Here is a 12,029-nt window from a genome sequence, read left to right on the forward strand (position 1 = left end):
CATGAAACAGCAGGAGCATGACGCCGTCCGAAAACCGCGCCTAGTTTTCGCCATGACGTCACTTGCAGGCTCCAAAAGACGGGACACCCTGATGATCACAGTTTTCGGATCCATCAACATGGATCTCATCGCCACGACCGAGCGCCTGCCGAAGCCCGGCGAGACGGTGGCCGGCAACGGCTTTGCCACGGCCGCCGGCGGCAAGGGCGCCAACCAGGCGCTGGCAGCGCGCCGCGCCGGCCGCTATGTGCACATGGCCGGCGCCGTCGGCAAGGATGGCTTCGCCGCGGATGCGCTGGCCCTGCTCGATGATGCCGGCACCGACCTTTCTCTCGTCAAGCATGTCGACGGCCCCACGGGCACGGCGCTGATCCTTGTCGGCGGCGACGGCGAAAACATGATTGCCGTCGTTCCCGGCGCCAACGGCCTGGTCACGCCTGCCGATGCCGAGAAAGCGGTCGGCCGCATGAACGAAGGCGATCTCCTGATGCTGCAGCTCGAAGTGCCGGCGGCCGCCGTCGAACGCGCGCTGTCGGCAGCCCGCGCCAAGGGCGTCACCAGCATCCTCAACCTTGCGCCGCTCATCCCCGATGCGGCCCAACTCGGCCGGCTCGCCGATATCGTCATTGCCAACGAGACCGAGTTCGAGCGGCTGGCCGGCCAGGAGGGCATGGACGCTGAAGCGCGCGAGGCCGCCCTTACCCGCCTGCATGCGGAGACGGGCCAGACGCTGATCGTGACGCTCGGCGGCGATGGCGTCATCGCCATTCGCGACGGGGCAATTTCACGGGCACAGGGCCTCAAGATCGAACCCGTCGATACGGTCGGCGCGGGAGATACCTTCTGCGGCTATTTCACTGCCAGCCTCGACGACGGCCTCGATTTTGCCTCGGCGCTGCGCCGTGCGGCCGTCGCCGGTTCGCTCGCGTGCCTGAAGGCCGGCGCGCAACCTTCGATCCCCTGGAGCGAGGAAGTCGCAGACAGAATATAGGAAGCGTCCCTTTGCGAAGCCGCCGGCAAAACCCCCGGTAATTCAGGGTGTTCCGGCGGTTTTCCTTGCCTTGATCAAGCAAGTTTCATTCAAATTTAAGAGATCTCTGGCGATGTTGCCCGCGGTCGCAGGTTCCTCGCGCTTTCAGGAATCGGCAACCACGCGGCGGCTCCATGACGGGGCGATGCCTTCGCTCCTGCGCCGGAGAATGCCCGTTCGGCGCATCCTTGTCCGAGGACCTCATGTTCATTCTTCGAATGAAATCGCTTGCGGCGAAACTCATCGTCATCACCGGCATCGCCATCGCGCTTGTTCTCATCGTTTCGAATTTTTTCCTCATCGGTCAGACCCGGGATCGGGTCCAGATCCTGACGATGGATCAGGCCAACCTCGAGGCAAAATCGATCGCCAATGAAATCGCCGCCAATGTCGGCGAACTCGCCAGCGCCGCGCGCACCATGTCGGGCGTCGTCGGCCGCGGCCATGAAGGCAAGTCGCTCGATCGCAAGGGCATGATCAACGTGCTGAAGGCCAATCTCGAACAGAACGCCTTCGCCTTCGGCAGCTGGTTCTGCGAGCAGCTCGGCGCGCTGGATGGCAAGACCACCGAGATCGCCAACAATAATGACGAAGGCACGAACAAGAACGGCGCCTTCACGCCCTACTGGTCGAAGACCAAGGATGGCGGCATCCAGTATTCGACCTTCGACAATGACTATACCGCCGAATGGTGGAAGCTCGCCGCCGACAGCGGCAAGGGCGCGATCACGACGCCCTATATGGCCGAAGGAACGGATGTTCCGACGCTGCTGACCTCGATCGCCTATCCGGTCATGTCGGGTGGCAAGATGATCGGCGTCGCCGGCGTCGACATTTCGCTGAAGTCGCTCACCGACAAGCTGCAGGCGCTGCATCCTTTCGGCTCGGGCCGCGTCACGCTGCTGTCGCAGGCCGCCAACTGGATCGTCGCGCCGATCCCCGACCTGATGACCAAGGAATATAGCGGCGAAGGCGCCGACATCGTCAAGACGGCGCTGTCGAGCAAGCAGCCCGGCCTCCTCAGCAACCTCACCTATGACGGCCTCGCTCCCTTCGACCGCGTCGTCTATCCCTTCGCGGTTCCCGGCGTCAACGCCACCTGGGTCGTGCTCGTCGACGTCCCGCACACGGCGATCAACGCCCCGGTGCAGGACCAGACCTACATGATGATCGTCAATGGCCTGATCGTGCTCGGCGCGGTCATGCTGGCGCTCTATTTCGCCGTCCGCTCTTTCGTGCAGCGGCCGCTCGGCGGTCTCGTCGCCAGCGTCAAGGCGCTCAGCGACGGCCAATATGCCGAACCGGTCGCCGCCCAGGAGCGCAGCGACGAAATCGGCTCGGTCGCCAAGGCGCTCGAAGGTTTCCGCTTCAAGCTCGCCGACAGCCGGCGCCTTGAGGACGAGGCGGCCCGAGAGCGTCAGGCTGCGGAAGCCGAGCGCGGCCGCTCGGAATCGGAACGCCAGGAATCGTTATCGCTGCAGCGCCATATCGTTTCGATCGTCGGCGCCGGCCTTTCCGAGCTGTCGCAGGGCAATCTCGCTCACCGCATCACCGACGACTTCCCCGGCGAATACGGCAAGCTGAAACAGGATTTCAACGCCGCCCTGGCGAGCCTGGAAGAGACCATCAACACGATGAACCTCAGCGTCGCCAATATCGGCTCCGGCACCGGTGAGATCAGCAGCAGCGCTTCCGACCTCGCCAAGCGCACCGAACAGCAGGCGGCAAGCCTGGAAGAGACGGCGGCCGCGCTCAACGAGCTCACCGCGCAGGTCGATTCCAGCGCCGAGAATGCGCGCACGGCTGCCGACAACGTCAACCTCGCCTGCCAGGATGCGGAAAAATCCGGCGAAGTGGTGCAGAAGGCGATTGCCTCGATGCAAGGGATCGAACAGTCTTCGACGGAGGTTTCGCGGATCATCGGCGTCATCGACGAGATCGCCTTCCAGACCAACCTCCTGGCACTCAACGCCGGCGTCGAGGCCGCGCGTGCCGGAGAGGCCGGCAAGGGTTTTGCCGTCGTCGCCCAGGAGGTGCGCGAACTCGCGCAACGGTCGGCCAATGCCGCCAAGGAAATCAAGACGCTGATCAACACCTCGGCTGTCCAGGTCAAGGAAGGCGTCGATCTCGTCGGGCGCGCCGGCGGCACGCTGCACAAGATCGCCGAACAGGTGATGGGCATCAACGACCTCATCCGGCAAATCTCGGCATCGGCCAGCGAACAGGCTGTCGGCCTGAAGGAAATCAACCAGGCCATGAACCAGATGGACCAGGTGACGCAGCAGAATGCGGCCATGGTGGAGGAAGCGACCGCCGCCAGCATGGTCCTCAATGACGAAGCGCAGACGCTGAAGACGCTCGCCACCCGCTTCAGCGTCTCGGGGGGTAACTCCGCCGCACTCGCCTCCGTCGCGCAAAGGATGCGCGCGCCTGTTGCCGCGGCCTCTTCGCATCGGGTGGCCGCGCCTGCGGTTCGCCACGCAGCCGCCCCGTCGCGCGGTTCGGCGGCCGTCGCCCAGGACAGCTGGGAAGAATTCTGATCGTTTCAGCCACTCATCCTGAAAAAGGCGCCTGGGGAACCCGGCGCCTTTTCACATGTCAGCGTTCATCGATACGGCGTTAAGCGGCGTTCGACGTCTGCTCTTCGTTGAGGAAGGCATAGATCGCCGAGGCGGAATCGGTTGCGCGGAGCTTGGCGACCAGATCGTGATCGCGCAGGACGCGGGCGATACGCGACAGAGCCTTGAGATGGTCGGCGCCCGCGCCCTCCGGCGCCAGCAGCAGGAATACGAGATCGACAGGCTGGTCATCCAGCGCCTCGAAATCGACCGGCTGCTCCAGCCGGGCGAAGATGCCGACGATCGAATGGATGTTGACCAGCTTGCCGTGGGGAATGGCGATACCGTTGCCGACGCCGGTGGAGCCCAGGCGTTCGCGCTGCAGGATGACGTCGAAGATCTCCCGCTCGGAAAGCCCGGTGATCCTGGCGGCTCTTGCAGCCAATTCCTGAAGCAACTGTTTCTTGGAATTTACTCTGAGGGCGGGAATGATCGCATCCTGATGGAGCAAATCTGCCAATGCCATTTCTTTTTCCTTCTGTCGCCGGGATCAGATGATGCAAGGAGCGGCGGCAACACCGCCGCTCATCACCCTGATCTCAGCCTTTGATATTGGCTGAATCGATCCAGCCAATATTTCCGTCGTGCCGACGGTAAACGATGTTCAGATGTTCCTTGCCGGGGCTGCGGAACAGGAGAAGCGGCTCATCGGTCATGTCGAGCGCCATTACGGCGGTGGCGACCGACATGGTCTTCAGCTGCTTCGTGCTTTCGGCGACGATCGCCGGAGCGAAATCGTCGGCAATTTCATCTTCGTGATCAGGAACAGAATCCATGACCGTGTAGGCGACTTCTGCAAAACCATTCAGGTGGTTTCCGGCGTGATGGTCCTTCAGTTTGCGCTTGTAGCGGCGCAGGCGCTTTTCGATGCGCTCCGAAGCGGCGTCGAAAGCAAGCTGCGGATCGGTCGCCTCGCCGGCTGCATGCAGCACCACCCCGCTGTCGAGATGAAGCTTGCAGTCTGCGGAGAAACGAGAACTCGCTTTTTCCACGGTCACTTGGCCGGAATACCCCCCGTCGAAGTATTTCGTGATGGCCATACCAATTTGGTCCTCGATCTTTTGACGGAAGGATTCACCAATTTCCATATGTTTCCCGGATACACGCACACTCATGGAGTTTCCCTTCTTATGGTCGTTTGCGGGTATCAGTTTACGCCAAGCCTCAGGTTCATCCAAGCACTTCGCGCAATCTCAAGCAAGATCGGCTTAGGCCTGCGGGTCCTTGGTGCCTTGGGGATGATGGGGATAACTCCAGACGCCGTTCACGGCATCGATTGCGGCGCGCTTCTAGCCAGAGGTTACCAAAAAGTCAATAGCGTGGAAATTCCCGATAAGTGATGCTCGATAAACGTGCATGGAAGGCGCGGTGAGGCAGGTCCATCGCGAATCGCCATCTGATCGGCTTTAAGCACTTCGCGCTTTCGTTGTGCCCGCCTTTGCGGGGACCGTCATGGCGGCCACACCGGACATGACGCAGACGAGGCCGATCCAGGCTGTCGGGCTGAGGCTTTCGCCGAGGAAGACCAGGCCGATCGCAACACCGATCGGCACTCTGAGATAGGCTTGCGAGGTGGTGCCGACCGAACCCAGCGTCTGGACGAGGCGGAAATAGATCACAAAAGCCAGCGCCGTCGAAAAGGCGGAGAGGCCAAGCAGCGCCAGCATCGATGCCGCCGACGGATCGAGTTCCCACGGCCGGTCGACGACGAGGCTGACGGGCAAGAGGATGACCGCGCCTGAGATCAACGAGCCGGCGGCCGGCACGGCGGGATCGAGCCCCTTGAAGTTTCTGCCGAATATCGCGGCACCTGCATAACAAATGGTCGCCAGGATGATGGCAAGCTGCGCCATCAGGTTTTCGCCGAGACCGCCGAGCGCTTCGATGCCGATGACCAGGCAGATGCCGGCGAGCCCGGCCATGACCCCGCAAAGTTTTCGCGACGTCACCTGCTCATGGCGGGTAATCAGCACGGTCAACAGGAAGGTGAAGATCGGCGTTGCCGAATTCAGGATCACCGCCAATCCGGCATCGACGGATTGTTCCGCCCAGGCGATCAGCGTGAAGGGGACGACGCTGTTCAGGCAGGCCTGAAGCAGGAACCGGCGCCATGTCGCGTGATCGCGCGGCAGGCGGACACGCCGGTAGCGGAGGACGGCCAGCAGAAGACCGCCGGCAATCAGCGTGCGTGCGGCGATCAACGTCACGGGCGGAATCGTCTCGACGCCGATCTTGATGAAGGTATAGGAGGAACCCCAGAGGGTCGCCAGCACCAGCAGCAGGACAAGCTCTCTGGCAAAGCTGGAATTTTGCGGCTGCATGGTCGGCATTCGATGTTGGTTCAAGACATCAGCGTAATAGTGGGGATTTGGAGATGGATGCTTCGATCAAGCTCGAAGTATGCCGCCTCAGAAGCCAGCGACCTTGGCGAGCGCCCGCTTCTCGCGGCGACGCTGGACCGAGGAGGCGATGTTCATCGCTTCCCGGTATTTGGCAACCGTGCGGCGGGCGAGATCGACGCCGCCCTTCTTCAGCATGTCGACGATATCGTCGTCGGAAAGCACCGCGTCCGGGCTCTCCTGCATGATCAGCGCGCGGATCTTGTGGCGGACGGCCTCGGCCGAATGGCTGTCGCCGCCCTCGACGGCGCTGATCGAGACGGTGAAGAAATATTTGAGTTCGAAGAGGCCGCGCGGCGTCAGCATATATTTGTTCGATGTGACGCGGCTGACGGTGGATTCATGCATCTTGATCGCCTCGGCGACCGTCTTCAGGTTCAGCGGCCGCAGGTGGTCGACGCCGTGCAGCAGGAAGGCGTCCTGCTGGCGAACGATTTCGCTTGCCACCTTCATGATGGTTTTTGCCCGCTGGTCGAGGCTGCGCGTCAGCCAATTGGCGCTCTGCAGGCAATCGGCGAGAAAGGCGTGATCCTCGCCGTTCTTTGTCACGCGGGAAAAATAGGACTGGTTGACCAGAACGCGCGGCAGCGTATCCGGATTGAGCTCGACCAGCCAGCCGCCCTCCGAGGAGGACCTGACGACCACATCCGGCATGATCGCTTCGGAAACACCCGCCTCGAAACCGCTGCCGGGCTTGGGATTGAGCTGGCGGATCTCGCCGAGCATGTCGAGAAGATCTTCCTCGTCGACGCCGCATATCCGCTTCAGCGTGGCGAAATCGCGCCGCGCCAGAAGTTCGAGGTTTTCGACCAGCGCCTGCATGGCGGGATCGTACCGGTCCTTCTGTCTGAGCTGGATCGCCAGGCATTCGGCAAGGCTGCGGGCGAAAACACCCGGCGGATCGAGTGTCTGCAGGGCGGCAAGCACGCGCTCGGCCTGCGTGACGCTGGTGCCCAGCCTCTCGCCCGCCTCGACGATATCGGCGTGCAGGTAACCGGCGTCGTCGAGCTGGTCGACGAAATTCTGCGCGATCAGCCGGTCGGCCATGTCAGGCAGGACGAAGGGGATCTGCTGGCCGAGATGATCGCGCAGCGACACCTGGCCGGCGACGAAATCGTCGAGATCGTAATCGGCGCCCTCGCCGCTGCCCGGCATCGATTTCCACTGGCTGACGAGCTCCGGCGCATCGAGGCGCTGCGGGGCACCGTCATCGGGAAAGACATTGGTGTAGTTGGCGTCGAGTTCGTCGTTCAGCCGGCTGGTGCTGGCGCTGCCGCCATTGTCGTACCAGTCGCTGGAGAGCGCGTCGGTGCGGTTGTCGTAGCCGTCGTCGGAACCGGCATCCTCCGGCTGATGAGCATACTGCTCATCTTCGCTTTCGCCGCGTTCGCCGCCCGCCTCGCCGTCATTCGACGGGAATTCGAGCAGCGGATTCTTCTCCACTTCCTGGGCAATGAACTGGTTGAGTTCAAAATGCGTCATCTGCAGCAACTGGATGGATTGCATCAGTTGCGGTGTCATCACCAGGGACTGGGTCTGGCGCAGGAAAAGATTGGCGGACAGTGCCATGACGGACGCGAAACTCCCCTCAATTCCTCCGGGAAACCGCGTCTGATCAAGGCCTCAGGCCGCGGAAATCCAAGTTGGCCCAAAAATTGCTTTTTTATTCTATTTGGTCAAGCGGAACTATGCCAACAAGGTGAATTTCTGCGGCTGGAGACTTTCCTGGTCAGATTGAAGCAATCTGTTGGCTCAAACCGAGTCGCATGGGCGAGCGGCCGGGGCGTGTGAGCCGTTTTCGAACGACATCATACTCTCATTCCTGGATTTCGATCCAGATCCAGATTTCAGGCCGATCCGGGCCAAAATCATCCGGATCTGGCGTCAGAGGCTGAAATTGTCGCCGAGGTAAAGCCGCCGCACTTCCGGATTGTTGACGATGTCGTTGGCCCGGCCGTGGGTCAGCACCTCACCGGCATGGATGATATAGGCCCGGTCGATGAGGCCCAGCGTCTCGCGCACATTGTGGTCGGTGATGAGAACGCCGATGCCGCGCGCCGTCAGGTGGTGAACGAGGTTCTGGATGTCGGCGACAGAGATCGGGTCGACGCCGGCGAAAGGTTCGTCGAGCAGCATGAAGGTCGGATCGGTCGCAAGCGCACGCGCGATTTCAAGGCGGCGGCGCTCACCGCCCGACAGGGCGACGGCGGCACTCTTGCGCAGCTTCTGGATATGGAATTCCTCCAGAAGCTCGTTCAGCTTCTGCTCGCGCTCGGCCTTGTCCTTCACATGCACTTCGAGGACGGCGCGGATATTCTCCTCCACCGTCAGGCCGCGGAAGATCGAGGCTTCCTGCGGCAGGTAACCGACGCCGAGGCGCGAGCGGCGATACATCGGCATGGTCGTGACATCGTTGCCGTCGATCTCGATCGTGCCTTCATCCACCGGCACGAGGCCGGTGATCATGTAAAAACAGGTGGTCTTGCCGGCGCCGTTCGGGCCGAGCAGGCCGACGGCCTCGCCGCGGCGCACCACCAGCGAGACGCCGTTGACGACGCGTCGCGTCGCATAAGTCTTCGTCAGACCGCGCGCGATCAGCGTTCCTTGATAGCGGCTCTTGTCGGCGGCACCCGCAGCTTGTGGCCCGGGCTTGCCGAACATGGTGGATAGCGATGATAATTTCACGTGGGAGGCCGGCTTCTCAGTTCTGCTTCTGCTGCGTACTCGGCTGCGACTTCGGATCGAGCTGAATCTGGACACGCCCGCCGCAGCTTTCAAGCTCCGCCTGGCCGGTTTGCATGTGAACCGTGAGTTTGCAGCCGGTAAAGACGTTCGGCCCGTCCGACAGAATGACCTTATTCCCCTCATCCGCGGTGAGGATGAAGGTCTGCGAGGCCATGTCGAAATTGCCGTCATCGGCAGTCGCCGTCTGCGTGCCCGAGGTCAGGAGGACCTTGTCGGTCACCAGGATCTTGTCGATATCAGCACTTCCCGATGCAAGCGAGCCCGACTGCTGCGGCTGGGCCGCAGGTTGCGCCCCGTCAGCGGCCGGCTTTGCCGCCTTGTCCTTGTAATAGACGGTCATCTTGCCGGACTGCATCGTCGTCGTGCCCTGGACGACCTTGACCTTGCCGGTGAAGAGCGCGGTGTGCTCCTGGTCGTGGATCTCCAGCTTGTCGCTTTCGATCTGGATCGGCTGGTCGTTGGAAAGCTTCATGCCCGACATCGTGGCCGCCTGCTGCGCGGGCGCGCCCGAAGCCGTCAGGATAAGGGCAAATGCGCCGGCAATGAATGCCATGCCAGTCTTGCAAGTGGATATGCGACAATCTTTTGTCATGGTGACCCGGCTGGTTAAGTGCCCTGTTTATGGATGGTGGATGGATCGACATTCATGCGAACATTCCCCTCGAATGTGATCACCCGCCCCTTATCGGTTATCTCCATCGTCCGCGCAACAATGGAGGCATTGTCCTTGGTGATGGTGACGGGATCGTCGCTCCGCATGTTTCCGCCCTTGATGTCGAGCCGGGCGGACTGGAACTGCGCATTGAGGCCACTGCTCAGCACGAGGGTGAAGGGGGCCGTCATATGCAGATTGTCGGTGGCGCGATTGTAATCGGCGGTCGAGGCGACGACGCGCGCGATCAGCCCGTCATTCATCGGCACGGCGGCCTTGATGGTCTCGAGCGTGATGAGATCGGGATTGCGGATATCCTGCAGCGCCCTTTCGGCCAGCATCGAATAGTTGATGCCGTCTGAATTGCGTCCTGATATCGCCGGCTTCTCCATCACGACCTTGCCGTTTTCGATCTTGGCGCCTTCCATCTTGATGTTCTCGGGCAGATAGATGCTGATCAACGCCACCGCGGTGAGGCCTGCCGCGACGATGAGGGCGGCCACCGGCAGCAATATCTTCAGCCGGCGCACGCGGGCAGAATGGAACAACGCGTCGCCATAGGCGCTTCTGCCGGACCCTGTAAAGGCGGCATTTCCGTTGTTCTTCAGGGTGTCGAGCATAGGCCTCGTCCATGTGCGGTGATCGCCGCGCCTCTCTAACAAAGCCGGCCGCCAATCACAGTTCGTTTCGCATTATTACATTGGCTTGCCAATATGGAATTTTTTCTGCAACAAGCAACAAAACGGAAAAACATCAAAAAGTGGCATTCGTACGCGCCGCGGCCGCCTTATTTTACCGGACCTCTCGGCGGCATGCCGAAGCCGGGCCAGCGCTGGAGGTTTCTATGGACAGTTCGATCATCGCGGATCGCCGGCGGTTGCGCCGCAAGCTCGGCTTCTGGCGCCTCATTGCCGTTGCCCTCATCGTGGCGCTTGGTTTCGCCTTCTACCACTTCGCCGTCGGCGATGCCGGGACGCAGCGCCCACATATTGCCCATGTGACGATATCGGGACTGATCGTCGACGACGACGAGCTTCTGGAGCGGCTGAAGAAGGTCGAGACCAGCGACCAGGTGAAGGCGGCGGTGATTTCGATCTCCTCGCCCGGCGGCACGACCTATGGCGGCGAAAAAATCTTCAACGCCATCCGGGCAATATCAGCCAAGAAGCCTGTGGTCTCCGACGTGCGCACGCTTGCCGCCTCCGCCGGCTACATGATCGCCACCGCCGGCGATACGATCATTGCCGGCGACAGCTCGATCACCGGCTCGATCGGCGTCATCTTCCAGTATCCGCAGATCCAGCCGCTGCTCGACAAGATCGGCGTCTCGCTGCAGGAGATCAAGTCCTCGCCGCTGAAGGCCGAGCCCTCGCCCTTCCATGAGGCGAGCGAAGAGGCCAAGGCGATGATCCGCAACATGGTGGTCGACAGCTATAACTGGTTCGTCGACCTGGTCGCCGACCGGCGCAAGCTGCCGCGCGACGAGGTGCTGAAACTCGCCGACGGCACAATCTATACCGGCCGCCAGGCGCTGAAGGTGAAACTCGTCGATACGATCGGCGGCGAGCCCGAAATCCGCGCCTATCTCAAATCGCGCGGCGTCGATGCCGACCTGCCGATGGTCGACTGGGACAAGAAGAGCAATACGCCGTTTCTGCTCGCTGGGGCTGTTTCGCGGTTGATTACGATCTTCGGTTATGATGATCTCATGAAAACCCAGGATATTAATGGAATCCTGCCCCCAAAGTTGCTTCTTGACGGGCTGCTTTCAGTTTGGCAGGTTGGCCGCGATTGATAAGAAATCAATAATTTAAGGGGGCGACTGTGATCAAATCCGAATTGGTGCAGATAGTTGCGGCACGCAACCCGCATCTCTATCACCGCGACGTCGAAAATATCGTCAACGCGGTTCTCGACGAGATCACGGATGCACTGGCTGCGGGTAACCGAGTCGAATTGCGCGGCTTTGGGGCCTTTTCGGTCAAGAATCGCCCTTCCCGCTCCGGCCGCAACCCGCGGACCGGCGATACGGTGTTCGTCGAGGAGAAGTGGGTTCCCTTCTTCAAGACCGGCAAGGAGCTGCGCGAGCGGCTCAATCCCGGCCAGGCCGACGAAGAGGATTGAGCAGCGGCTGCCGCCTGCGGCGAAACCGCACTTGAATTCGAGAGCCGTTTTCCTATCCTGCCAAGCATCAAACGCGCCCTTCAAAAAAACCAGCGCAATATGCCGCGTGGAGACCTCAAATGGCCAAGAAGATCGTCAACCTGCTGATTCTGCTGCCGCTCGGCGTCATCCTCATCGTCTTCTGCGTCGCCAACCGGCAGAGCGTCACGCTCGCCTTCAATCCGTTCCGGCCGGAGGACCAGGTGCTTGCGGTTTCCGCGCCCTTCTTCGTCTTCCTGTTCATCGCGCTGATATCAGGCATGCTGATCGGCTCGGCCGCCACCTGGTTCAGCCAGGGCAAACACCGCAAGCGCGCCCGCACCGAGGCCAAGGAAGCCATCCGCTGGCAGGGTGAGGCCGATCGTCACAAGAACCGCGCCGAAGAAATCGCCGGGCAGCTGCCGTCGCGGTAAGATCGGCTC

Annotated in this window: 12 protein-coding genes; 5 read left to right on the forward strand and 7 right to left on the reverse strand. The window is 61.6% G+C overall.

Annotated features, from left to right (window positions below; genetic code table 11):
* Window positions 1-91 precede the first annotated feature (91 nt).
* Both ACMUVN_RS27505 and ACMUVN_RS27510 read left to right on the forward strand, forming a co-directional pair.
* Window positions 92-991, forward strand: coding sequence for a ribokinase (locus ACMUVN_RS27505; RefSeq protein WP_025554389.1), 900 nt, complete (start codon window positions 92-94; stop codon window positions 989-991).
* A 242-nt stretch (window positions 992-1,233) separates the two neighbouring features.
* On the forward strand, window positions 1,234-3,570 hold the full coding sequence (locus ACMUVN_RS27510) for a methyl-accepting chemotaxis protein (protein WP_414815727.1): 2,337 nt from the start codon (window positions 1,234-1,236) through the stop codon (window positions 3,568-3,570).
* Between the two features lie 79 nt (window positions 3,571-3,649).
* On the opposite strand, the gene ptsN is transcribed toward ACMUVN_RS27510, so the two are convergent.
* The 7 genes from ptsN to lptC form a co-directional block, all read right to left on the reverse strand.
* A complete protein-coding gene (gene ptsN / locus ACMUVN_RS27515) occupies window positions 3,650-4,114 on the reverse strand; it encodes a PTS IIA-like nitrogen regulatory protein PtsN (protein ID WP_003570770.1) in 465 nt (154 codons plus the stop codon).
* Between the two features lie 73 nt (window positions 4,115-4,187).
* Window positions 4,188-4,763, reverse strand: a complete 576-nt coding sequence (hpf, locus tag ACMUVN_RS27520) for a ribosome hibernation-promoting factor, HPF/YfiA family (protein WP_025554397.1) — start codon at window positions 4,761-4,763, stop codon at window positions 4,188-4,190.
* Between the two features lie 291 nt (window positions 4,764-5,054).
* The gene (locus ACMUVN_RS27525; RefSeq protein WP_127431037.1) at window positions 5,055-5,978 is read right to left on the reverse strand and encodes a DMT family transporter; all 924 of its coding nucleotides are present in this window, start codon (window positions 5,976-5,978) and stop codon (window positions 5,055-5,057) included.
* 78 nt (window positions 5,979-6,056) lie between these two features.
* Window positions 6,057-7,616: an RNA polymerase factor sigma-54 gene (gene rpoN, locus ACMUVN_RS27530; protein ID WP_047617170.1), complete on the reverse strand. Its 1,560-nt coding sequence runs from the start codon at window positions 7,614-7,616 to the stop codon at window positions 6,057-6,059.
* A 315-nt stretch (window positions 7,617-7,931) separates the two neighbouring features.
* Window positions 7,932-8,708: an LPS export ABC transporter ATP-binding protein gene (gene lptB, locus ACMUVN_RS27535; protein WP_003556077.1), complete on the reverse strand. Its 777-nt coding sequence runs from the start codon at window positions 8,706-8,708 to the stop codon at window positions 7,932-7,934.
* 40 nt (window positions 8,709-8,748) lie between these two features.
* Entirely contained in the window at window positions 8,749-9,384 is a 636-nt protein-coding gene (locus ACMUVN_RS27540; RefSeq protein ID WP_047617172.1) for an LptA/OstA family protein, read from the reverse strand.
* A 14-nt stretch (window positions 9,385-9,398) separates the two neighbouring features.
* A complete protein-coding gene (gene lptC / locus ACMUVN_RS27545; protein WP_025554407.1) occupies window positions 9,399-10,064 on the reverse strand; it encodes an LPS export ABC transporter periplasmic protein LptC in 666 nt (221 codons plus the stop codon).
* A 224-nt stretch (window positions 10,065-10,288) separates the two neighbouring features.
* On the opposite strand from lptC, the gene sppA reads away from it, so the two are divergent.
* The 3 genes from sppA to ACMUVN_RS27560 all read left to right on the forward strand — a co-directional run bounded on the left by sppA (window position 10,289) and on the right by ACMUVN_RS27560 (window position 12,020).
* Window positions 10,289-11,239: a signal peptide peptidase SppA gene (sppA, locus tag ACMUVN_RS27550; RefSeq protein WP_028755465.1), complete on the forward strand. Its 951-nt coding sequence runs from the start codon at window positions 10,289-10,291 to the stop codon at window positions 11,237-11,239.
* A 29-nt stretch (window positions 11,240-11,268) separates the two neighbouring features.
* A complete protein-coding gene (locus ACMUVN_RS27555; protein ID WP_003544934.1) occupies window positions 11,269-11,568 on the forward strand; it encodes an integration host factor subunit beta in 300 nt (99 codons plus the stop codon).
* 119 nt (window positions 11,569-11,687) lie between these two features.
* Entirely contained in the window at window positions 11,688-12,020 is a 333-nt protein-coding gene (locus tag ACMUVN_RS27560) for a LapA family protein (RefSeq protein WP_028755466.1), read from the forward strand.
* Window positions 12,021-12,029: the final 9 nt, after the last annotated feature.

This window comes from Rhizobium sp. IY2 (assembly GCF_047532935.1).
Lineage (GTDB): Bacteria > Pseudomonadota > Alphaproteobacteria > Rhizobiales > Rhizobiaceae > Rhizobium > Rhizobium anhuiense.

Excerpts from the sequence above, each read along its gene's own strand:
- ACMUVN_RS27505 (WP_025554389.1), top strand. The coding sequence starts at position 92 with ATGATCACAGTTTTCGGATCCATCAACATGGATCTCATCGCCACGACC.
- ACMUVN_RS27510 (WP_414815727.1), top strand. The coding sequence starts at position 1,234 with ATGTTCATTCTTCGAATGAAATCGCTTGCGGCGAAACTCATCGTCATC.
- ptsN (WP_003570770.1), bottom strand. The coding sequence starts at position 4,114 with ATGGCATTGGCAGATTTGCTCCATCAGGATGCGATCATTCCCGCCCTC.
- hpf (WP_025554397.1), bottom strand. The coding sequence starts at position 4,763 with ATGAGTGTGCGTGTATCCGGGAAACATATGGAAATTGGTGAATCCTTC.
- ACMUVN_RS27525 (WP_127431037.1), bottom strand. The coding sequence starts at position 5,978 with ATGCCGACCATGCAGCCGCAAAATTCCAGCTTTGCCAGAGAGCTTGTC.
- rpoN (WP_047617170.1), bottom strand. The coding sequence starts at position 7,616 with ATGGCACTGTCCGCCAATCTTTTCCTGCGCCAGACCCAGTCCCTGGTG.
- lptB (WP_003556077.1), bottom strand. The coding sequence starts at position 8,708 with ATGTTCGGCAAGCCCGGGCCACAAGCTGCGGGTGCCGCCGACAAGAGC.
- ACMUVN_RS27540 (WP_047617172.1), bottom strand. The coding sequence starts at position 9,384 with ATGACAAAAGATTGTCGCATATCCACTTGCAAGACTGGCATGGCATTC.
- lptC (WP_025554407.1), bottom strand. The coding sequence starts at position 10,064 with ATGCTCGACACCCTGAAGAACAACGGAAATGCCGCCTTTACAGGGTCC.
- sppA (WP_028755465.1), top strand. The coding sequence starts at position 10,289 with ATGGACAGTTCGATCATCGCGGATCGCCGGCGGTTGCGCCGCAAGCTC.
- ACMUVN_RS27560 (WP_028755466.1), top strand. The coding sequence starts at position 11,688 with ATGGCCAAGAAGATCGTCAACCTGCTGATTCTGCTGCCGCTCGGCGTC.